Genomic DNA, 22,789 nt, shown 5'->3' on the forward strand with positions numbered 1-22,789 from the left:
CGCAACGTTGACATGGGCATAAAACTCATTCAATAGTTGGCGGTGAACAACACGATATTTCATGTAAGCCACGATCAGGTATGACACGATCACTTCCTGCACGGGATCGGCAGCGCCCGGCGTACTGCCAAGGCCGCATCAGTGCTTTTTATGACCAGGGTGACAAATTTTGAACAACAACCTGACTTCAGCAGAGCTGGCAGTCATCAGTGAAATCGAGGCCACTTCCAGTCTTTTACGACTGGTAACCCGGCTGACCGGGCTAAGATTTGCGGCAATTGCCAAAGTAACCGAGGCCAGCTGGACCGCATGCGCTGTTTACGACGAAATCCAGTTCGGGCTGGAAGCCGGTCATCAGCTCAAGCTGGAGACCACGTTCTGCAATGAGCTGCGTCAGCACCGCCAGCCTATCGTAATCAACGAAGTCGCGACCGACCCCGTCTACGCAGAGCATCCCATTACTAAAATGTACGGTTTCCAGAGCTACTTCTCGTTGCCGATCATTTTTCCCAACGGAGATTTCTTCGGCACCCTGTGCGGTCTGGATACCAAGCCTGCGCCACTCGATGACGCCAATACTCTCGATACCCTGAAAGTATTCTGCACGCTGATCGCCAGCACGCTATACGCGCACTATCAACTGCAGGAAATGCAGGAAGTTACCGCTTAAGGCATGGAATGCCTCAGACGCACAGTTGCCGCTCCATGATCAACGTACGCTCCTCTCCCTCCAGATGCTCCCGCACCACGTTGAAGCCCAGCGCCCAGTAGAACCCCTGCGCAGTCAAGGATGACGGTACAACCATCCGCACCGCGCCAGCCTTGCGGGCCACGCGCTCCAGTTCTGCCATCAACAAACGCCCGACACCCCGCCGATGCCGGTCAGGGTCGACGAACACCGAGCGCACCACCTCCCCCTCCAGGCTGGCAGTGCCCACCACCACGTTGCCCTCTGACGCCACGAATACCCGTCGCTGCTGTATGAGTTGCTCGATCGCAGCCGGGCTGAAACTCAATTGCACGCGCTCGATCACGCTGGCGGGATAATCCCTGGCATTGCTGATTCGCAAGGCCGCCAGTACTACTCGGCTGATCGCATCGGCGTCGGCTATACGGGCGGGTCGCACCTCGATGCTCATGGTGTGCCTCCTGGCTGGCTTGCGATGGATGAGCTCGTTTCCAGAGAGAGCTGGCAAGCAACACACGCCCCCATACGATGAAGAATTTGTTCACTGCGCATGCAAAAAATGCAGGCAAAGAGCCTGCGGGACGACCCTCGATTCACTTATTTTCGGCCAGTCGACGAATGGTAGTGCTCGCAAGATACCGTAAATAAAAGGTCAACCCCTCGCCGTGCGCGGCTTGAACAACGATAGCGTTCAAAAAATCCGATCTGCGGCCGATTAATTGGGATCTCGCCGCTGTGGTCGGAATCTTTTCGTCTGTTAAAGTGAGTTTAGTGATGTCATATAGTCATCATCGAGTACCCATTGAGAATCGTCATGAACGCCAGTGCCCCCATCCCTCTGAATGAAACGCAACGTCTGTTGCGCATCCGGGAACTGTGCGTGCTTGAGGATACGTCCGATGACGTATTCGATGAACTTGTCGCGATGACCGCTGCTTTTTTCGAGGCGCCGATTGCCTTGATCTCGATCGTCGATGAGCACCGTCAGTTTTTCCGCGCCAGGGTGGGCCTGAAAGCTCGTGAAACGCCACGTAACGTGTCCTTCTGCGCCTACACCATCCTTTCCGACACGCTGTTCGAGATTCCCGACGCGACGCTTGATGCGCGCTTCGTGAACAACGGCCTGGTGACCGGCCACCCAGACATCCGCTACTACGCAGGCGCGCCACTGATCACCGATGATGGCATTGCCCTGGGCAGCCTGTGTGTGATCGACACCAAGCCGCGCGAGCCGATGAGCGAATACCAGACGCAGATGCTCAAGCGCTTTGCGTCGCTGGTCATGAAGCGCATCGTCGGCCTCAGGCTCAGTTGCTTCATCGACCAGCCCACCGGCTTGTACAACCGTTCACGCCTGCAGGAAGATATTCATCAGGCAGTGGCATCCAGTGTCGATTATCAACTGGTCGTGGTGGACATGATTACCTCCGCGTTCCTCAACGACATCGTCAAGGCGCTGGGTTACAGCTTCTCCCAGGACCTGGTGACGGCAATCAAGGGCCGCCTGGAGTGCCTGCTGCCGCCGACCTGTTCCCTGTACAAGGTCAGCCCTACGCGATTCGGCTTTCTGTTGGCGGGCGACCGCACGCCTGAGCACCTGTTTCGCACCATCCTCAAAGACTTCGAGACACCCGTTGAGTGCCGGGGTATTCCGGTACAGATGCAGGTCGGTCTGGGCGTCGTGACCCTGAACCAGGGTGCAGTCGAAGAGCAGGACTGGATGCGCATGGTGATCAGCGCTGCCGACGATGCCCGCGACCGCGATCTCGGCTGGGCGATGTATGAACCGCACTTCGACGCTGCCCAGCAGCGCGCTTTCAAACTGCTCAGTTCGTTGACCAGAGCGGTGTACGCTCATGATCAACTGCGTCTGGTCTATCAACCGCGCATCGACCTCGACTCCGGCCTGTGTACGTCGGTAGAGGCCTTGCTGCGCTGGAATCACCCGACGCTCGGCGCCATCGGACCGGCCGAGTTCGTGCCGCTGGCCGAGAAGACCGCACTGATGCGCCCGCTGAGCCTTTGGGTGCTGACCAGTGCCATCGAGCAGGCCGCTCGTTGGCAGCAGCAGGGCTTCGATTTCCGTATTGCGATCAACGTGACGCCCGAAGACCTCACCGGCCCGGCGTTCACCGACCGGATGATCCGCCTGCTGGGCATGCACAAGATAGACCCTACCCGCTTTGAGCTGGAGTTCACCGAAGGCGCGTTGATGCACAACCCGGCAGAGGTGCGCCATCAGCTGGAGCGCATGCGTCAGATGGGCATGGATGTGGCGATCGATGACTTCGGTACGGGCTACAGCAACTGGAATTACCTGCGGCAGCTGCCCGCGACGACGGTCAAGCTCGACCAGTCGCTGATCCGCAATCTGGCGTCCGACAAGACCGATCAGCGTCTGGTCAAGGCATTGATCGGTCTGGCCAAGAAACTCGGATACTGCGTCGTGGCCGAGGGCATCGAAACCGACGAGATTCGTTGTCTGGTCAAGCAATGGGGCTGCGATGAGGGTCAGGGCTACCTGATCGCCAAACCCATGGAAGCCGAGGCGCTGCTGAACTGGATCGGCCCGAACCAACGCCTGCAGAGTGCTGCCCAAGCCGCAGAGGCGGCAGTCGTCCGCGACAAACGGTTATAACCTTAGAACACATCTTCATAACCGTTTACCACACAAGCCGTTATGCTGCCCGCCACTTTTTGCCTATGCGTTTGCTTGAAAAAGGTTGGATATGGAAGCGGGTGGTCTGGGTTTCGTCATTGCAGGGCTGGTAGTCGGTTTCATCGTTGGTATGACCGGAGTCGGTGGCGGCTCGCTGATGACGCCGATACTGTTGTGGTTCGGCATCAATCCGGCGACGGCGGTCGGCACAGACTTGCTGTACGCGGCGATTACCAAATCCGGCGGGGTTCTGGTCCATCGCAAGAACGACAACATCGACTGGAAAGTCACCGGGCTGCTGACCCTGGGCAGCGTCCCGGCGGTGCTCATGACGCTGTGGTTTCTGAGCACCCTGCATACCGCTCCCGAAGCGCTCAACGCGATCATCAAGCAGGCGCTGGGGTTTGTGCTGCTGCTCACCGCCCTCGCCGTCCTGTTCAAGAAAAAACTGCTGGCCTTCGCTCACCGACGCGAAGACGGCTACTCGTTTTTCAGCGGCACCAGCCTGACGGTATTGACCGTGATCACCGGCCTGATTCTCGGCACCATGGTTGCACTCACCTCGATCGGTGCGGGCGCGCTGGGCACGGTAGCGTTGTTCATCCTCTATCCACTGCTGCCAACCCGGCGTCTGGTGGGTACGGAGATCGCCCACGCAGTCCCTCTTACGCTGGTCGCAGGCCTTGGCCATGCGAGCATGGGCAACATGAACTGGGAGTTGCTGGGCTGGCTGTTGATGGGCTCACTGCCCGGCATCTACCTGGGCAGCCATATGGCCGGTCGTGTCTCCGATGACCTGCTACGGCCCTTCCTGGCGATTATGCTGGGCACGATCGGCTTCAAGCTGGCGTTCTGATCGGCGCTTATCCATCAGCCTGTCACATTTCTGAGTCAGGCTTCTCCACGAACACAGCCTTGAAAGCTGCAGAGCCGGTTTGCTTTCAGGCCGTGTGCGCTCATCGGGGAATTGTAATTTTTTGTAGCGAGACACCGATTTTCGGCGCAGGATTTCGTGCGTCTGCTCTAGCGCCGATGACCCGGCAAAGACTTACCCTCACTGAAAGGAGATGCCAACAATGCTCATCCGAATTGAAGAAGGTGTATATGGCGATGCCTGGGTTGTAATACTGGACGACTACCCGGTCAAATGCCGGAGCTGGCAGGAAGCCAGAGAATTTGCCGACCGCATGAAATCCAGAATCGATGCGCCTCATTCGCTGCCGCATCTGGCACACCGCGCAGTCCCTGAAAGAAGCGTACAGGCGATTGCCCGCTAGACCGACTCAATCCCCCGCGAATCATTCGACACAGCGTTGCCACGCAACCGGCGACGCTGTTTCACCCCGTCATGACGCCGCTTTATTATCGATCCACTTCTCGATTCCATGACATCCGTTTCACATCCCCTTCACGTCCGGCTGCGTAAATTGACCCTACTCCTTTGATGAATCCCATTTGGCCCACCCCGTTGTGGGCCATTTTTTTGCCTGCAGAAAAGTGCCGGTACTCCCCCGCTGATCCGGCAGGATCACTCGCCTCGCGCTACGGGCGACGATGACACTGCCAGCACCTGGCTGCTCAATACGTCGGTATTCAGCTCTGCCAGCCGATCACTGCCGGTGCCATTGGCAATGTGATCGCTCCAGGTCGCTACCGACATTGCCATCCAGCCCAGCACAAACAATGCAGCTGCCTGTAATGCCCACTTGGTCATGGTCGACATACGCGTTCTCCTTGTTCAGGTCTGAATGGCAAGCATGTAAACACCCCACCATTGCAGAAGAATTGCAGAGATTTTTATTTTTGCCAGCCGGCATTTCACCTTTGTGAGCAAAGGTGTCAAAAAACAGGAGGGGGCGATCTACAAGAGGAAATACCCACGCCCGCAGGCGGGGTATTTTTGAAAAGCGGGGTCAGTACTTGGTGTTTTGCTGCTCAGGTCTTGCCGGTGTGTCCACATGACGCGGACCCGCAACCAGCAGGGCCAGCACGCCAACGATTGGCACGGCAACAACGACAATGATCCACATCAGCTTGTTGCTGGATTGTGTCTTGCTCTTGCGAATACGCAGTACTGCCCAGATGTCCGAAATCACGATCAGGGCGGTCAGCGCTGCGAACAACCACAAATGATTTTCCGATATCCAACCCATTTGAAATCTCCTGCACCATCAACGAAGGCAGCCAGACCAGCTGCCCTACTGTAGAAGAGGTCACAAAGAGCCTTAAAGTTCAGAGAATATTTCGGATTGTGACCGGGTGCTCAGCGCAGACGCAGAGCGTCCAGAACGGCATGCCCAGGCAGAGCATGAGCACGATAGGGGTATTCACCCACATATCGTTCCTCACGCTCCAGCGTGGGCATGCCGTTCGTGACGCTCCGCGTCCCACTCCAGTCAGGTAATCGGTGCCGGGTTGAAGAGCGTGATGTCGTTGTGCAGCCGGTAATGCTCGGTCCAGGTCTTCTTCTTGCCGCTGGCCACGTCCAGGTAGAAGTGGAAAAGCTCCCAGCCCAGATCCTCGATGCTCGCGCGTCCGGTCGCGATGCGCCCGGCATCTATATCGATCAGGTCAGGCCAGCGCTGGGCCAGTTCGGTGCGGGTCGAGACCTTCACTACCGGCGCCATTGCCAGACCATACGGAGTACCGCGCCCGGTGGTGAATACATGCAGGTTCATGCCGGCAGCCAGTTGCAAGGTGCCGCAGACGAAGTCACTGGCCGGTGTCGCGCAGAAGATCAACCCCTTGCCGCTGACCCGCTCGCCAGGGCCGAGTACGCCGTTGATGGCGCTGCTGCCTGATTTAACGATCGATCCCAGAGACTTCTCGACGATGTTCGACAACCCGCCCTTCTTGTTGCCCGGCGTGGTGTTGGCGCTGCGATCAGCCTCGCCTTTGGCCAGATAGCGGTCGTACCAGTCCATCTCCCGCACCAGCGCCTGCGCGACGTCCTGATCCTGTGCGCGTGAAGTCAGCAGGTAGATGGCATCGCGCACTTCGGTCACTTCGGAAAACATCACCGTCGCACCGGCGCGAAGCAGCAGGTCCGAGGCGTAGCCCAATGCCGGGTTGGCGGTAATGCCGGAAAACGCATCACTGCCGCCGCATTGCATGCCCAGAATCAGCTCCGAAGCGGGAACCGTCTCGCGACGCCGCAAATCCAGCTTTTTCAAACGCGTCTCGGCCAGCTCCATGATCTGTTCGATCATTTCGTTGAAGCCGTGGCTGGAGTCCTGCAGGCGATATAGCCAGGGTTCGCTGAGGTCCACCGAGCTGTCGCCCTCATGCATGACCTGCCCGGCCTGCAACTTCTCACAGCCCAGGCTGATCACCAGTGCCTCGCCGCCCAGATTCGGGTTGCGTGCCAGGTTGCGTACTGTACGAATCGGGATGTAGGCATCAGTGGCAGTGATCGCCACGCCGCAGCCGTAGCTGTGGGTCAGCGCCACGACGTCGTCGACGTTCGGGTACTTGGGCAACAACTCGTCACGGATGCGCTTGACCGCATGGTCGAGCACACCGGTCACGCACTGCACGGTGGTGGTGATACCGAGAATGTTGCGGGTGCCCACGGTGCCGTCGGCATTGCGATAGCCTTCGAAGGTGTAACCCTCGAGCGGGGCCTGCTTTTCCGGCACGGCATCGGACATCGGCAGGCTGTCGAGCGCAGGCGCGGAAGGCATGCGCAATTGGTCTTCCCTGACCCAACTGCCGCGCGGTATCGGTTGCAGTGCATAGCCGATGGTGTGGCCGTAACGAATCACGGCCTCGCCCACGGCCAGGTCAACGGTACTGACCTTATGGCTCTGCGGTACGTTATCGACAGTGACCAGGCCGTTGTCGAATTCGGTTCCGGCCGGCACACCCTGGTCGTTGACCACGACCACGACGTTATCCAGCGGATGCAGCCGGATATAGCGTGGCGAATCGGCATGTTGAATCAGGTTCATCACGGTTTCCTCAGGATTTTGCTTCGGAAAGGTCGCTGACCGAGTCGTTCAGCAATGGCCCCTTGGCAGGCGGCTCTTTCAATTCCACACGCTTGATTTCACCCACGATGAAAATGTAACTGATCACCGCCAGCAGCGCGTTGGCGCCCACGAACACCAGCGCCCATTTGAACGAGCCGGTGCTGCTGATGATGTAGCCAATCACGATCGGGGTGGTGATCGATGCAATGTTACCGAAGGTGTTGAACAGGCCGCCGCTCAAACCGGCGATCTGCTTGGGCGACACGTCGGACATCACAGCCCAGCCCAGCGCGCCCACGCCCTTGCCGAAGAATGCCAGGGCCATGAAGCCCACGACCACCCATTCGATGTCGACGTAGTTGCAGGTCACGATCGAGGTCGACAGCAGCAGGCCGCCGATGATCGGCGCCTTGCGCGCAAAGGTCAGCGAATGGCCCTTGCGCAGCAGGTAGTCGGAAATGATCCCGCCCAACACACCGCCGATGAAGCCGCAGATCGCTGGCAGAGACGCGATGATGCCGGCCTTGAGGATGGTCATGCCGCGCTCCTGAACCAGGTACACCGGGAACCAGGTCAGGAAGAAGTAGGTGATGCCGTTGATGCAGTACTGGCTGAGGTAGATACCCAGCATCATACGGTTGGTCAGCAACTGACGGATGTAATCCCACTTGGGGCCGCTGCTGGCTGTTTTTTGCGCGCCTTTACCCTTGTCCTGATCCAGATCGACCAGCGCGCCATTGCTGGAAATGTGTTCCAGTTCGGCCTCGTTGATCATGGGGTGGTTGCGCGGGCCGTAGATGACCTTCATCCAGATCATGGAGAACACGATACCGAACGCGCCCATCACGACGAACACGTGCTGCCAGCCGTAGGTGTAGACGATCCAGCCCATCAGCGGAGCGAACAGCACGGTGGCGAAGTATTGCGCCGAGTTGAAAATCGCCGAGGCGGTACCGCGTTCGGCGGTCGGAAACCAGGCGGCGACAATGCGCGCGTTACCTGGAAAGGACGGCGCTTCGGCCAGACCGACCAGAAAGCGCAGCATGAACAGCGCAACGATGGCCGTGGAGACACCGAACTCGCCCACATAGCCTTGCAGCAGAGTGAACAGCGACCAGGTGAAAATGCTCATGGCGTAGACTTTCTTCGACCCGAATCGGTCGAGCAGCCAGCCACCGGGAATCTGACCGGCCACGTAGGCCCAGCCGAATGCGGAGAAGATATAGCCCAGCGTGACGGCACTGATGCCCAGGTCTTTCTGAATGCTGGAACCAGCGATAGCGATGGTGGCGCGGTCGGCGTAGTTGATCGTGGTGACCAGAAACAGCATCAACAGGATCAAATAGCGGACATGCGTCGGCTTGGACTTTTGCATGGTAGAGCTCCCACTGATTATTTTTTTACGCGGGTAAAGCTGTTTTTGGGTGTAGCGTTACAGGCCCCTTGGCAGCGTCACGGCGACGACATCTGCCACCTGTAAGGGTCATGCCGTGCAACGAAAAAACCGCTGATCGCTCAGCGGCTTTGACGTGGCAGGTGTTACTGCTTGCCCTGCTTGTCCATCAGTGCAGCGAGCATGTCGCACTCGTCTGACGTCAGATCGGTCAACGGTGCGCGCACCGGACCTGCGTCATAACCGGCGATCTTCGCGCCGGCCTTGACGATGCTCACGGCATAACCGGCCTTGCGGTTGCGGATTTCCAGGTAAGGCAGGAAGAAATCGTCGATGTACTTGCCGACCGCCTGATGATCGTCGCGGGCGATGGCGTGGTAGAAGTCCATCGCCAGTTTCGGTACGAAGTTGAACACTGCGGACGAGTAGACCGGCACGCCCAGCGCCTTGTAGGCAGCGGCATAGACTTCAGCGGTCGGCAGGCCGCCCAGGTACGAGAAACGGTCACCGAGACGGCGGCGGATCGAAACCATCAGCTCGATATCACCCAGGCCATCCTTGTAACCGATCAGGTTAGGGCAACGCTCGGCCAGTTGTTCCAGCAGGGTTGGCGTCAGGCGGCAGACGTTACGGTTGTAGACCACCACACCGATCTTCACCGATTTGCACACGGCTTCGACGTGAGCGGCAACACCGTCCTGGCTGGCTTCGGTCAGGTAGTGCGGCAGCAGCAGCAAGCCCTTGGCGCCCAGACGCTCGGCTTCCTGAGCGTACTCGATGGCCTGACGGGTCGCACCGCCTACACCGGCGAGGATTGGCACGCTGGTGGCGCAAGTGTCGACGGCAGTCTTGATGATTTCGGAATATTCGCTGGCAGCCAGGGAGAAAAACTCACCCGTGCCGCCGGCGGCGAACAGAGCGCTTGCGCCATACGGAGCCAGCCACTCGAGGCGTTTGATGTAGCCAGCGCGATGAAAATCGCCCTGGGCATTGAAATCGGTAACCGGGAAAGACAGCAGACCGGAAGAGAGGATGGACTTCAGTTCTTGTGGATTCATTATTCGAACACCCTGGAGGACATAATTGTTAGAGGATCACCGGGTCAGCGCCGATGTCGTAAGTCATCGTACAACTGATAATAAAATCACTCAACAGGGATTTCGGGTTTTTTCAGAGGGAGCGCACGGGGCCCGGTTTTGACTCCTGCGATGCCACGTAGATGTGTGATGCCGAGCGTCACGAAAGGCATTCTCACGCTGGAGCGTGAGGAACGATAGATGTCAGGGAGAACACCTATCGTGCCCACGCTCCAGCGTGGGCATGCCGTTCCGGACGCTCTGCGTCCTCTTTTCAAACCTCAAGCCCGCTGCGATTCGGCCTCTTCATGCGCATGGCGCAGGCGTTCGCGGCTGTTGGTCAGGTGCAGGCGCATGGCGGCGCGGGCCGCATCGGAATCCTGGCGGGCGATGGCGTCGAAGATTTCTTCGTGCTCGCGGCTCAGCCGATTCATATAGTGCTGCTGGTCATCATGTGCCAGACGCGCGGAATTGAGCCGGGTACGCGGGATGATGCTGGTGCCCAGGTGGGTCATGATGTCAGTGAAGTAGCGATTGCCGGTCGACAAGGCAATCTGCAGATGGAACTGGAAGTCAGACGCCACGGCATCGGTGGCGTGTGCCGCACTTTCATTGAGCGCGTCCAGCGCCGAACGCATGGCTGCCAGTTGTTCATCACTACGCCGCTGGGCTGCCAGGCCTGCCGACTCGACTTCAAGGCTGATGCGCAATTCGAGAATCGCCAGTACATCGCGCAGGGTGACGATGGTCGCCGGGTCAATCCTGAAGCCACTGGGGCTTGGCGTATCGAGCACGAAGGTGCCGATGCCGTGGCGGGTCTCGACCAGACCGGAGGCCTGCAGACGCGAAATCGCCTCACGCACGACTGTCCTGCTGACGCCCTGCTCTTCCATGATTGCGGATTCGGTGGGCAGTTTGTCGCCGCGCTTGAGCTGACCGCTGCGAATACGCTCGGACAGCTCTGTCACCAGCTCCTGCGCGAGGCTGCGGTGTTTTCTGCGGGCGCGGGGCAGAGCGCTTTGATTTTCCATCCAACATCGATCTCTGGACTGCTAAACATGGGCTAATCATAGCTCAGCGGTTGTATGATCACACCCTCAAAAGCGCCGTGTCCCCTATAGCATCGACCTCAAAACGTTGCGGATCACGCTTGCTCGATCAATTTGCCGCTCTCGACGCGCACATGCCGGTCATGGAAGCGTTTCAGGCTGCTGCGGTGCCCGACGCTGATCAGCGTCAGGCCGGGCAGTCCGTCGATGATGGCGCAGTGCATCGCCGTCTCGTCATCTTCGTCCATGGCCGAGGTGGCCTCATCCACATACAGCCAGTTCGGCGCGACCAGCAGGGCACGCGCGAACGCCACCCGCTGCTGCTCGCCCGGTGAGAGAAAACGCTGCCAGTGGTTGCTTTCGTCCAGGCGCGGTATCAGATGCTCCAGACGGCACTGATTCAGTACCTCGGCAAAGCGCTGTGCCGGGTAATGCTCGACGGGCTGTGGATAACTCATCGCCTCACGCAAGGTGCCGATGGGCAGGTAAGGCCGTTGCGGCAGGAACAGCGCCGTGCCGGTGGGCAAGCGAATCTGCCCCGAACCCTCAGGCCAGAGACCGCCCAGCGCCCTCAGCAACGAGCTTTTGCCACTGCCCGAGCGACCGCTGAGCATGACCCGCTCTCCCGCACCGACCTGCAGACTGGCGTCGCTCAGCAACTGACGACCGCCGGCAATGCTCAAGCCCAGATTGCGCAGGTCCAGCGTGTCGTCGCCGTGAATTCTTTCGATGGCCGGCTGCCGACCTTCATTGTCAGTCATGGCCTGGCGGAAGCTCAGCAGACGGTCGCTGGTGGCGCGCCATGACGCCAGCGTGCCATAGGCGCTGATGAACCAGCTGAAGTTCTCCTGCACATTGCCGAATGCCGAGTTGATCTGCATCAGATCACCCAGCTCGATCTTGCCGGCGAAATAGCGTGGCGCGGCCACAATGAAGGGAAAGATCAGCGCAATCTGCGAATAGCCCGAGGTGAAGAACGTCAGCCGCTTCTGGACCTTCATAGAGGCCCGGAAGTTATTCCAGATCATCATGAAGCGCGCGCTCAGGCGCTGGTTTTCGTTGCGCTCGCCTTCGGACAAGGCAATGCTTTCAGCGTTCTCGCGCACACGCACCAGCGCAAAACGCAGGTCCGCCTCGAATCGCTCCTGCTGGTTGTTCAACGGGATCAGCCGCTTGCCGATCCAGTGGGTCAGCAGGCTGCCCACCAGCGCATAGAGCAAGGCCGCCCAGAACATATAGCCGGGAATGGTCACGCCGAACAGCTCGATACTGCCCGACACGCCCCAGAGAATCACCGAAAACGACACCAGGCTGACCACCGCGCTCATTAACCCCAGCCCCAGGCTGAGGGTGCTGGTGGTGAACTCGTTGAGGTCTTCGGACAGGCGCTGGTCAGGGTTATCGGTGTAACCGCCCTGCTCCAGCTGGTAGTAATTCTTGTCGGCGAGCCAGCGCGCGAAGTGTTGCTCCGTCAGCCAGCGACGCCAGCGGATGGTCAGCAACTGGGTCAGGTACAGACGATAGACCGCAGCCAGAATGGCGATCGCGGCGATGCCGCTGAAGTACAGGATCAGGTGGGTGAACGCAGCCAGATCCTTGTTCTGCAGCGCGTTGTAGAAGTCTCGGTACCAGCTGTTGAAGAACACCGAGACCTGCACGCTGAACAGCGACAGTGCGATCACCGAGACCAGCAGCAGCCAGGCAGTGGTCTTTTCCTCACTGCGCCAATATGGCGTTATCAGCTTCCAGACGCGGGGTAAAAATGCTCCTTGCACAGTATCGTTGACGGCAGAATATTCAGCATTGCGATTCATGTGGTTCAGGCTCGCTCTCTTTGAACGTACGATGCCTGAGCACAATGAAGCAAAAAAACGCCTAATCGATCACTATGAAAAAACCTTCATCAACGTCGCACGGGGCGTTTCTGCAACTTGCGCTGCAAGGTCCGGCGATGCATGCCCAGCGCACGCGCAGTCGCTGAAATATTGCCCTCGTGCTCGGTCAGCACGCGCTGGATATGCTCCCACTGCAAGCGGTCCACCGACATCGGATTCTCCGGGACCAGCGTGTCGAGGTTGGCGTGCTCGGACAACAGCGCTGCCAGTACGTCATCAGCGTCAGCCGGTTTGCACAGGTAGTTGCACGCGCCACGCTTGATCGCTTCGACCGCCGTGGCAATGCTCGAATAACCGGTGAGAATCACCACGCGCATCTCCGGGTCCATTTCCAGCAGCTTGGGCAGCAGCACCAGACCGGAGTCGCCGTCCATCTTCAGGTCCAGCGCGGCGTACTCGGGGATGTCCTGTTGCGCCAGGGCCAGCCCTTCTTCAGCCGAGCCGGCGGTGCTCACGCGAAAACCACGACGGCTCATGGCCCTCGCCATCACACGGGTGAACGTCGCGTCGTCATCTACCAGCAGCAGGTGCGGCAGCTCTTCGCCTTCGACCTGGATGTCATCGTCACTCATGCTTCTTCTCCTCGCGTATCTCGGGGCAGGCGCAGCTCGGTGAGCGTACCGCCTTCTTCATGACTGTAGAGCTTCACCGAGCCACCCGCACGGGTGACGCTGGCCTTGCTCAGGAACAGACCCAGGCCGAAACCTTTGCCCTTGGTAGTAAAGAACGGTTTGCCGATCTGTTCGGCAATCGCCAGCGGCACACCCGCGCCATGGTCGCGAATGCTGATGCAGATTTCCGCACTGTCCCAGTCCAGGTTGACTTCAAGGCCATCGGGGCAGGCATCGGCAGCGTTGTTGAGCAGGTTGAGCAGCGCCTGAGTCAGGTCCGGCGGCGGCGCCAGCATCGGCGCTTCGCCCTTGCCCAGCTTATAGAAACGGTAACTCACTTCCGGGCGCATCAGATGCCAGCGGTTGAGGGACTCATCCAGCCAGCGGGTGGCAGCCTGATATTCGACAGCCATACGCCGATTGGCTTCGGCGGCGCGCACCAGTTGCTGCAGGGTCTGCTTGCACTGCTTGACCTGCTCCTGCAGCACGGACAGGTCATCCTGCAAGGCCGGGTCACTGTGATCCTGGCGCATTTCCTTGAGCAGCACGCTCATGGTTGCCAGCGGCGTTCCCAATTCATGGGCAGCCCCTGCGGCCTGGGTCGCGACGGCGAGCAACTGCTGATCACGCAGGCCTTCTTCGCGACGCTCGGCACGCAGTTGCTCCTGACGACGCAACTCTTCGGCCATCTTCGCGGCAAAGAAGGTGATTACTGCCGCCGCCAGGGCAAAACTCAGCCACATGCCGTAGATCTGCATGTTTTCCCGGGCGATGGAGTCGGTTTCCAGCGGGTAGGAACGCACCATCAACAAGGTGTACATGCTCAGCGCAAAGCCGGACAGGATCAGCGAGTAGCGCCACGGCAGCGTGGCAGCGGCGATAGTCAGCGGCACCAGATAATAGGAAACGAACGGGTTGGCCGAGCCGCCCGAGTAATACAGCAGCGCGCTGTGGATCAGCAGGTCCAGCGCCAGTTGCAGCGCATATTCAAGCTCGGTGAGCGGCAGCGAGGTGCGCAGACGGATGACCGTCAGCCCGCAGAGCACCAGTGAGCAGCCCAGGGTGATCGACAGTTGCAGCCAGGGCAACGGCAGAAAGTCGAACAGCCAGGCCATACCGACCGAGCCGGCCTGCGCGGCCAGCACCAGAATACGGATGAATGTCAGGCGCCACAGGTTTTGTCGTGTGGCTGAAAGCATTTGAACGGGGGCGAGCATGAGCTCTCCTGATGAGTGCTCCAGGCGGATCGCAGCGAGTATAACCAAGCGGGAGGCAAAACTGAAAAAGTGCGTCAACGCACCGCACCCCAGGGCACTCGGTCATCGCAGGAACCGGGCCAAAGCGCTACAGTCAGAACACTTTGCGCCGCCCGACAACTGTCGGCGGCCGTTTGATAACAAGGAGCTCTCATGTTCAACCTTCGCCCTGCCGCCACCCTCGTCGCGCTGGCCGCTGCTCTGTCCAGCCTGCCCGCCATGGCTGAAGAAGCCCGTTACAACCAGATTTCACTGCGCGCCGAGGTCAACCAGGAGGTGCAGCGCGACCTGATGCTCGTCACGCTGTACACCGAAGCGCAGGACATCGACCCGGCCAAACTGGCCGCGCAGATCACCGAGACGCTGAACAAGGCATTGGGTCAGGCGCGCCAGGTCAAGGACGTGAAGATCCGCCAGGGCAGCCGCAACAGCTACCCGGTCTACGACGATAAAGGCCAGAAGATCACCGGCTGGCGTGAACGTGCCGAACTGCGCCTGGAAAGTGCAGACTTCGCCGTGCTGTCCAAGCTGACCGGCGAGCTGCTGACCGACCTGAAAATGGGCGGCATGGACTTCTCGATCTCGCCATCGACGCGCAAGACCAGCGAAGACGCCCTGCTCAAGGACGCGGTGACCGCATTCAAGGCTCGCGCGCAACTGGTCACCGAAGCGTTGGGTGGTACGGGCTACAAGCTGGTCAACCTGAACCTGAATACCTCGGGCTACCCGCAGCCGTATCTGCGCGCGCCGGTCATGATGATGGCAAAGTCTTCGCGTGCAGACTCGGCACCGACACCCGATGTCGAAGCGGGCACCAGCCAGGTCAGCGTTGCGGCAGATGGCGTGATTGAAGTCGCGATTCCGTGAATGACAGGGCGGTAGTATCGACTGCCGCCCTTTTCCACGCTCCCCTCCTCCTGACTCCCCCCTCTTGCTCGGCAATCTCCTACGTTGGCTGATGCCCCGCCTGATTGTCGGTAATCTCGCGGCTCGCGAAACTTGCCATCTCACTTCCGAGCACTATCGCCTTGGCTGAGCGAACCGGCCAACGCGCGCTTGCCATCAAGGAATCAAGGATGAATCCCCCGCATAACGCTTCCCGCAACCCTGCCACTGTCAACGATCAGGGCATGAATACCCATCGCGAACCGCTTCCAACCCCCTTGAGATTCGAAGCCGGTGATGGCGACAAACACAAACATACCCATGGCGCTATCGAAGCCGTTCTCGAATCTGCAGGTTTCAGGCCTGAGGAAATCCGCGCGATCTATTTCGGCAACTGGCTGCGCGACTACTCGCAGTTGCTTGATCCGAAAATCGTCAGGGCGACAAGCATGCCGAAAAGCTTCCCTGACCTGCTTTCCCGTGACGCACTGACGCGCATTGTGGACGTGCTGGCAGTCAAGGAATTCACCGATCTGATGAAGGCAGACCGCTCGCGCTTCGTCGTGACCGCAGAGCGCCTCGGCGTCTATCGTCCTGCTGAACACATCGACAACCCCAGAACCCCCGCCCCCAAACTGGCCAATCCAAAAGAACGCGACGCCGACTTCGACGCCTGGGTGCTGCCTGACGATCCGCTATTGAAGGTCGACCCTGACACCTCGATGAAACGCTACATTCAGCGCTCGGTGGAGGTGATGGCTGCGGGGCTGGAATCGGCCGTCAATGGCGGCCCCGGCTCTACAGACGGTTTGCGCGACATGGGCGCGGCGCTGCACATTCTCGAAGACTTCTTCGCCCACTCCAACTTCGCCGAACTCAGCCTGATCAAACTCGGCCATGAGCGCATTCTGCCCTGGACGTCCGAAGCAGACTGCAAGCACCGTCTGCCGCTGGTAACCGGTACGTTCGGTGGCAGCGATATCATCGCCAGCCTCGCTGAGCCGCTTGGCAGGATTCTGTTCTCGACAGACGAAAAACCGTTCGAAGCGATCAAGGCTGGAGAACGTTACGAGCGCGACCAGATTATTCAGATCGTTCTGGGCGAGCACCCTGATCCGCGACTGCTCACGGGTTACGAAGCCTTTCTCGAAGCGCGGGACCAGTGGGCCAGCCAGCCGTTCTCCGAACAGGTCGAACAGTTCTACGCCTTCGTCGGTACGCCGGGGCGATTGCTTGGCAATGCATTTGGCACCGTCATGCAAAGTCTGGCCATCTGGCTTGGCAACAGCGTCGACGACCTGCAGACCCTGCTCGACGAAGACCCCAATAGCAGCGGCTCGACCGATCCGTCACATTCGCAACTGGCCAAGGATCATGCGCAGCACCCGCTGCATGTGCTTGCCGCAACCCTCGCCAGAAAGGCCGTGCTGCAAGTAGGTCAGGCCGTTCTGGGCCAATGGCATGGCAAGGAAGGCGCCGAACAACCGGTCCGGGTAGCCACGCGGTTCTTCACTCATCCCATGGACTGCGACTGGCAGGACGCGATTGTCCGGGAATGGGCCGAGGCCAATCCAGAACAGGTCGAGCGGGCGACACTCAAGAGCGAGCTGGACCAGTCCAGAATCCAATTGCAGCAAAGCACGAAAAAGGACTTGCAGCGTTTTAGTCAGGACGGCAGCAATTTTCTGGACGTGTTTTTTGAAAGTGTGTCGCTGGCAGACCTTTGGGCGAGGATTACCGGCAAGTAAGCGTATTGTCCGACCCCGACCAAGTACGGCACTATCCGTTGTCTAGCTGATTGTCGACTTTCAAGCACGGTTACTGCCGTACCACGCGAGGGATCCATGGGACACACACTTTTCAAACCGCTGCTGCTGACCACCGCGCTGCTGGCCTGCGCGCCTTTGGCCCACGCGGCAAGCACGCTGGTGTATTGCTCTGAAGCCAGCCCGGCCGGTTTCGACCCCAGCCAGTACACCAGCGGCACCGACTTCGATGCCTCGGCCGAAACCGTTTTCAACCGTCTGACCCAGTTCAAGCGTGGCGGTACGGAAGTGGAGCCGGGTCTGGCCACGCGCTGGGACGTTTCGCCGGATGGCCTGACCTACACCTTTCACCTGCGCGATGGCGTGAAATTCCATACCACGGATTATTTCACCCCGACGCGCACGTTCAACGCCGATGACGTGCTGTTCACCTTCAACCGCCTGCTCGATGCCAACCACCCGTTCCGCAAGGCGTATCCGTCCGAGTCGCCCTACTTCACCGACATGGGCCTGAATACGACGATCAAGAGCGTCGAGAAAGTCGACCCGCTGACCGTCAAGTTCACCCTGAACAACATCGATGCGGCCTTCGTGCAGAACCTGGCCATGAGCTTCGCATCCATTCAGTCTGCCGAGTACGCAGACAAGCTGCTCAAGGAAGGCAAGGCCGAAGACCTGAACCAGAAGCCCATCGGCACTGGTCCGTTCGTCTTCAAGCGCTACCAGAAGGATTCGCAGATCCGTTACGTCGGCAATACCCAGTACTGGAAGCCGGAGGATGTGAAGATCGACAACCTGATCTTCTCGATCAGCAGTGATGCCGCCGTGCGCCTGCAGAAGCTCAAGGCCAACGAATGCCAGGTCAGCGGCTATCCGCGTCCACAGGACATCGAGGAGATGAAAAAGGACCCGAAACTCAAGGTCCTCAGCCAGCCAGGCTTCAACCTGGGCTTCGTGGCCTACAACGTTACGCATCCGCCGCTGGATCAGCTCAAGGTCCGCCAGGCGCTGGACATGGCCATCGACAAGCCGGCGATCATCAAAGCGGTTTATCAGAGCGCGGGCCAGCTGGCTGAAAATGCGCTGCCGCCGGGTCAGTGGAGCTTCGATCCGACCATCAAGGACGCCCCGCACGACCTGACCAAAGCCAGGCAGCTGCTCAAGGAAGCAGGTGTAGCGCCGGGTACCAAAATCGACCTGTGGGCCATGACTGTGCAGCGCGCGTCGAACCCCAATGCACGCATGTCGGCACAGATGATCCAGTCCGACTGGGAGAAAATCGGTATCAAGGCCAACATCGTCAGCTATGAATGGGGCGAATACATCAAGCGCGCCAAGGCCGGCGAGCATGACGCGATGATTTACGGCTGGACCGGTGATAACGGTGACCCCGACAACTGGCTCGGCGTGCTTTACAGCTGCGCAGCCGTCAAAGGCAGCAACTACGCCAAATGGTGCGACCCGGCCTATGACAAGCTGGTGCAGCAGGCCAAGCTGACCAGCAACCGCGATGAACGCATCAAGCTCTATCAACAGGCTCAACACATTCTCAAGCAGCAGGTGCCGATCACCCCGATTGCCAACTCCAAGGTGTTTCAGCCGATGCGCCAGGAAGTGCAGGACTTCAAGATCAGCCCCTTCGGTCTGACACCCTTTTATGGTGTCAGCCTGGGAACAGTGAAGTAACAACACAGCGCCAACCGGGTGCATTTTTCTCACCCGGTTGCGCCTTATTGGTGCGCGAAATAATCGAAAAAGCGTCGCGCAAACGATCAACTACCAAGAAAGTTACACTTTCGCGACATTCCTGTACGATCGTGCCACTCTTTGTCGCTTCTTTCGCCTCACTGTCTTGCTTTGGGTATGGCCCCTGCATAAGTATCGGACGGATCGGCTCACGAGGTCGTTCCCTCTAATCAAAAATGACAACAACTGAGGCAACCATGCTCAAACACGCGGTCATTCCGTTTCTGGTCGGCGCCAGCTTGCTCGCCAGCGCACCTTTCGCTCACGCGGCATCGAATCTGGTGTTCTGTTCCGAGGGCAGCCCAGCGGGCTTCGATCCGGGTCAATACACCACTGGTACTGACTTCGACGCCTCGGCAGAGACCATCTTCAACCGCCTGAGTCAGTTTGAGCGCGGCGGCACCGCCGTAGTGCCGGGCCTGGCGACCAAATGGGACATCTCCGAAGATGGTCTGACGTACACCTTCCACCTTCGCGAAGGCGTCAAATTCCACACCACGCCGTACTTCAAGCCGACCCGTGAATTCAATGCCGATGACGTGCTGTTCACGTTCAATCGCATGATCGACAAGGACATGCCTTACCGCAAAGCGTACCCGACCGAATTCCCGTACTTCACCGATATGGCGATGGACACCAACATCAAGAAGATCGAGAAGATCGACGATCACACCGTCAAGTTCGTGCTGGGCATGGTCGACGCCGCGTTCATCCAGAACATGGCGATGAGCTTCGCGTCCATCCAGTCCGCAGAGTACGCCGCCAAGCTGCTCAAGGAAGGCAAGCCGGAGCTGATCAATCAGCAGCCGATCGGCACTGGCCCGTTCGTGTTCAAGAGCTACCAGAAAGACTCCAACATCCGTTACACCGGCAACAAGGATTACTGGAAGCCTGAGGACGTCAAGGTCGACAATCTGATCTTCGCCATCACCACCGATGCTTCGGTGCGCATGCAGAAGCTCAAGAAAAACGAATGCCAGATCACGGCTTATCCGCGTCCTGCCGACGTCAAAATCCTCAAGGAAGACAAAAGCCTGAAGATGCCTGATCAGGCGGGCTTCAACCTGGGTTACATCGCCTACAACGTGATGCCTCAGATCAAGGGCGAAGACCATCCAAACCCGCTGGCTCAGTTGGAAGTGCGTAAGGCGCTGGACATGGCGGTCAACAAGCAGCAGATCATCGACTCGGTTTACCAGAGTGCAGGTCAATTGGCGGTCAACGCCATGCCGCCGACCCAGTGGTCCTATGACACCACCATCAAGGACGCCAAGTACGATCCCGAGAAAGCTCGCCAGTTGCTCAAGGAAGCCGGCATCAAGGAAGGCACCGAAATCACCCTGTGGGCGATGCCGGTTCAGCGTCCTTACAACCCCAACGCCAAACTGATGGCCGAAATGCTCCAGTCCGACTGGAAGAAGATCGGTATCAACGCCAAGATCGTCAGCTATGAATGGGGCGAGTACATCAAGCGCGCCAAGAATGGCGAGAACGGTGCCATGCTGATCGGCTGGAGCGGTGACAATGGTGACCCGGACAACTGGCTCGGCACCCTGTTCGGCTGCGACGCCCTGAATGGCAACAACTTTGCCAAATGGTGCGACAAGCCGTTCGACACGCTGATCCATCAGGCCAAGCAAACGTCCGATCAGACCGAGCGCACCAAACTGTACAAGCAGGCGCAACACCTCCTGAAAGACGCCGTGCCAATGACGCCTATTGCGCACTCGACGGTCTATCAACCCATGAGCTCCAAAGTACAGGACTTCAAGATCAGCCCGTTTGGCTTGAACTCCTTTTACGGTGTGAGCGTGAGCGGCAAGTAAAAGCGACTGTTTGCTGCGCCGCTCACCCGGCGCAGCAAACCGCTCTACTTGAATATAAGCCCCGAGTGATGGGTTGAAACGTGCCGATAACGGCATTCTTCTACTATCACTAAGATATTTCCTACGAGCTTTGCAGCCTTCGAGCCTATATACCGCGTGCCTCTGACGACTTACCGTCGAAGGGCAGCGGCAATGGCGGGAAGCACGCCGCTTCGTGTCCAGGTGTACCGGGCATGTCGTGCAAAATTGCGTGGGGCGAGGCCTTTGGGCCAGTTAGATATTAGAGCCTCGGCTCATCCTTCGAGGATAGGGATCATCATGCGTAAAACTCTTGCGATGACGTCGTGCCTGGGACTGTTGGCACTGGCCCCGTTTGCCCAGGCGGCAAGCAATCTGGTGTTTTGCTCCGAAGCGAGCCCGGCTGGCTTCGACGGTGCGCAATACACTTCCTCCACCGATAACGATGCATCCGAGCCGATCTACAATCGACTCACCGAATTCAAGCAAGGCGATACCACCGTGGTTCCAGCGCTGGCGACTTCCTGGGACACCTCGGAAGACGGCCTGGTCTACACGTTTCATCTGCGCGAGGGCGTGAAGTTCCACAGCAACAAGAACTTCAAGCCCAGCCGTGACTTCAACGCCGACGACGTGCTGTTCACCTTCAATCGCATGCTCAAGCCCGATCATCCGTTCCGTGTCGCTTACCCGACCGAGTTCCCCTACTTCACCGGCATGGGCCTGAACAAGAAGATCAAGTCCGTCGAGAAGACCGACCCGCTGACCGTCGTCTTCACCCTCAATACGGTCGATGCGGCATTCATCCAGAACATCGCGATGAACTTCGCCGGCATTCTCTCCGCCGAGTACGCCGAACAGCTGATGGCCAAGGGCGACGTGCGCGACATCAATCAGCAGCCTATCGGTACAGGGCCGTTCGTGTTTCAGCGCTATCAGAAGGATTCGCAGATTCGCTACAAGGGCAACAAGGAATTCTGGGACCCGAGCCGGGTGAAAATCGACCAGTTGATCTTCGCCATCGTGACCGACGCCTCCGCGCGCATGCAAAAGCTCAAGGCCAACGAATGCCAGGTCTCGGTCAACCCGCGTCCGGCGGACCTCGCCAGCCTCAAGGCAGACAAAAGCCTGCAGATCATCGAGAAGCCAGGCTTCAACCTCGGCTACATCTCTTACAACGTGCGCCACGAACCGCTGGGCAAGCTGCAAGTCCGTCAGGCGCTGGACATGGCCGTCAACAAGAAGGCGATCATCAACGCGGTTTATCAGGGCGCGGGGCAACTGGCAGTCAACGCCATGCCACCGACCCAGTGGTCCTATGACGACAGCATCAAGGACGCCCCCTACGACCCGGAAAAAGCCAGGACCCTGTTGCGTGCCGCTGGCGTCAAGGAAGGCACGGAACTGACCCTGTGGGCCATGCCGGTTCAGCGTCCGTACAACCCCAACGCCAAACTGATGGCTGAAATGCTTCAGGCCGACTGGGCCAAGGTCGGTATCAAGGTCAAGATCGTCAGTTACGAATGGGGTGAATACCTCAAACGCACCAAAAACGGCGAGCACGATATCTCGCTGATCGGCTGGACCGGCGACAACGGTGACCCGGACAACTGGCTGGGCACGCTTTACAGCTGCGACGCGATTGGCGGCAACAACTATTCGATGTGGTGCGACAAGAAATACGACGACCTGATCAAGGACGCGGTTGCGACCACTGACCGCGTGAAGCGTACCGAACTGTACCAACGGGCGCAGCGCTACCTGAAGGAGCAGGTGCCGATCACACCGATTGCCCACTCGACCGTCAATCAGCCATTGCGCGCCGAGGTCAGGGACTTCCACGTCAGCCCGTTCGGTCGCAACAACTTTTCAGGCGTCAGCATCGTCGATTGATCGAAAACTCCGTACGCCCTCGCCGTCTTGTGTCACGGCGAGAGCGGGTACTTGCGC

19 protein-coding genes are annotated in these 22,789 nt (G+C 58.9%); 9 read left to right on the plus strand and 10 right to left on the minus strand.

What is annotated here, in order from left to right; all coding sequences use genetic code 11:
• Window positions 1-169: 169 nt before the first annotated feature.
• Window positions 170-670 carry a GAF domain-containing protein gene (locus tag AC54XV_RS22215; RefSeq protein ID WP_004411778.1) on the plus strand — a complete coding sequence of 167 codons (501 nt, stop codon included), beginning with the start codon at window positions 170-172 and terminating at the stop codon, window positions 668-670.
• A gap of 13 nt (window positions 671-683) precedes the next feature.
• On the opposite strand, the gene AC54XV_RS22220 is transcribed toward AC54XV_RS22215, so the two are convergent.
• Window positions 684-1,139 carry a GNAT family N-acetyltransferase gene (locus AC54XV_RS22220; RefSeq protein WP_024643147.1) on the minus strand — a complete coding sequence of 152 codons (456 nt, stop codon included), beginning with the start codon at window positions 1,137-1,139 and terminating at the stop codon, window positions 684-686.
• Window positions 1,140-1,502: 363 nt separating this feature from the next.
• Here AC54XV_RS22220 and AC54XV_RS22225 point away from each other — a divergent pair, with 363 nt between their 5' ends.
• From AC54XV_RS22225 to AC54XV_RS22235, 3 genes are all read left to right on the plus strand, one after another.
• Entirely contained in the window at window positions 1,503-3,326 is a 1,824-nt protein-coding gene (locus tag AC54XV_RS22225) for a sensor domain-containing phosphodiesterase (RefSeq protein WP_011268903.1), read from the plus strand.
• 91 nt (window positions 3,327-3,417) lie between these two features.
• A complete protein-coding gene (locus AC54XV_RS22230) occupies window positions 3,418-4,203 on the plus strand; it encodes a sulfite exporter TauE/SafE family protein (protein ID WP_011268904.1) in 786 nt (261 codons plus the stop codon).
• A gap of 220 nt (window positions 4,204-4,423) precedes the next feature.
• Window positions 4,424-4,624 (plus strand): hypothetical protein, encoded by a 201-nt coding sequence (locus AC54XV_RS22235; protein ID WP_003400066.1) that lies wholly within the window; start codon window positions 4,424-4,426, stop codon window positions 4,622-4,624.
• Between the two features lie 251 nt (window positions 4,625-4,875).
• Here the strand turns inward: AC54XV_RS22235 and AC54XV_RS22240 are convergent, their stop codons facing one another.
• From AC54XV_RS22240 to AC54XV_RS22280, 9 genes are all read right to left on the minus strand, one after another.
• On the minus strand, window positions 4,876-5,070 hold the full coding sequence (locus AC54XV_RS22240; RefSeq protein WP_024643146.1) for a hypothetical protein: 195 nt from the start codon (window positions 5,068-5,070) through the stop codon (window positions 4,876-4,878).
• Window positions 5,071-5,260: 190 nt separating this feature from the next.
• Complete coding sequence (locus tag AC54XV_RS22245; protein ID WP_003400063.1) at window positions 5,261-5,500, minus strand: PLDc N-terminal domain-containing protein; 240 nt, start codon at window positions 5,498-5,500, stop codon at window positions 5,261-5,263.
• A 243-nt stretch (window positions 5,501-5,743) separates the two neighbouring features.
• Complete coding sequence (garD, locus tag AC54XV_RS22250; protein ID WP_003368648.1) at window positions 5,744-7,297, minus strand: galactarate dehydratase; 1,554 nt, start codon at window positions 7,295-7,297, stop codon at window positions 5,744-5,746.
• A 10-nt stretch (window positions 7,298-7,307) separates the two neighbouring features.
• Window positions 7,308-8,693 carry an MFS transporter gene (locus AC54XV_RS22255; protein ID WP_003431603.1) on the minus strand — a complete coding sequence of 462 codons (1,386 nt, stop codon included), beginning with the start codon at window positions 8,691-8,693 and terminating at the stop codon, window positions 7,308-7,310.
• Window positions 8,694-8,857: 164 nt separating this feature from the next.
• A complete protein-coding gene (kdgD, locus tag AC54XV_RS22260) occupies window positions 8,858-9,769 on the minus strand; it encodes a 5-dehydro-4-deoxyglucarate dehydratase (RefSeq protein ID WP_004411794.1) in 912 nt (303 codons plus the stop codon).
• A 299-nt stretch (window positions 9,770-10,068) separates the two neighbouring features.
• Window positions 10,069-10,818 (minus strand): FadR/GntR family transcriptional regulator, encoded by a 750-nt coding sequence (locus AC54XV_RS22265; protein WP_003400058.1) that lies wholly within the window; start codon window positions 10,816-10,818, stop codon window positions 10,069-10,071.
• A 113-nt stretch (window positions 10,819-10,931) separates the two neighbouring features.
• The gene (locus tag AC54XV_RS22270; protein WP_054092371.1) at window positions 10,932-12,650 is read right to left on the minus strand and encodes an ABC transporter ATP-binding protein/permease; all 1,719 of its coding nucleotides are present in this window, start codon (window positions 12,648-12,650) and stop codon (window positions 10,932-10,934) included.
• Between the two features lie 89 nt (window positions 12,651-12,739).
• Window positions 12,740-13,303, minus strand: a complete 564-nt coding sequence (locus AC54XV_RS22275) for a response regulator transcription factor (RefSeq protein WP_003400057.1) — start codon at window positions 13,301-13,303, stop codon at window positions 12,740-12,742.
• Entirely contained in the window at window positions 13,300-14,559 is a 1,260-nt protein-coding gene (locus tag AC54XV_RS22280; RefSeq protein WP_024640040.1) for an ATP-binding protein, read from the minus strand. The genes AC54XV_RS22275 and AC54XV_RS22280 overlap by 4 nt, the downstream gene beginning before the upstream one ends.
• 192 nt (window positions 14,560-14,751) lie before the next feature.
• Between AC54XV_RS22280 and AC54XV_RS22285 the strand changes: the two genes are divergently transcribed.
• The 5 genes from AC54XV_RS22285 to AC54XV_RS22305 all read left to right on the plus strand — a co-directional run bounded on the left by AC54XV_RS22285 (window position 14,752) and on the right by AC54XV_RS22305 (window position 22,732).
• Window positions 14,752-15,465, plus strand: a complete 714-nt coding sequence (locus AC54XV_RS22285) for an SIMPL domain-containing protein (protein ID WP_024642518.1) — start codon at window positions 14,752-14,754, stop codon at window positions 15,463-15,465.
• A 209-nt stretch (window positions 15,466-15,674) separates the two neighbouring features.
• Window positions 15,675-17,231 carry an HET-C-related protein gene (locus AC54XV_RS22290; RefSeq protein WP_496717224.1) on the plus strand — a complete coding sequence of 519 codons (1,557 nt, stop codon included), beginning with the start codon at window positions 15,675-15,677 and terminating at the stop codon, window positions 17,229-17,231.
• 96 nt (window positions 17,232-17,327) lie between these two features.
• Window positions 17,328-18,935, plus strand: a complete 1,608-nt coding sequence (locus AC54XV_RS22295; protein WP_024652359.1) for an ABC transporter substrate-binding protein — start codon at window positions 17,328-17,330, stop codon at window positions 18,933-18,935.
• Between the two features lie 257 nt (window positions 18,936-19,192).
• Window positions 19,193-20,821, plus strand: coding sequence for an ABC transporter substrate-binding protein (locus AC54XV_RS22300; protein ID WP_024659405.1), 1,629 nt, complete (start codon window positions 19,193-19,195; stop codon window positions 20,819-20,821).
• A 318-nt stretch (window positions 20,822-21,139) separates the two neighbouring features.
• Window positions 21,140-22,732 carry an ABC transporter substrate-binding protein gene (locus AC54XV_RS22305; protein ID WP_024642522.1) on the plus strand — a complete coding sequence of 531 codons (1,593 nt, stop codon included), beginning with the start codon at window positions 21,140-21,142 and terminating at the stop codon, window positions 22,730-22,732.
• Window positions 22,733-22,789 lie beyond the last annotated feature (57 nt).

It is taken from the genome of Pseudomonas fragariae (ex Marin et al. 2024) (assembly GCF_059621105.1).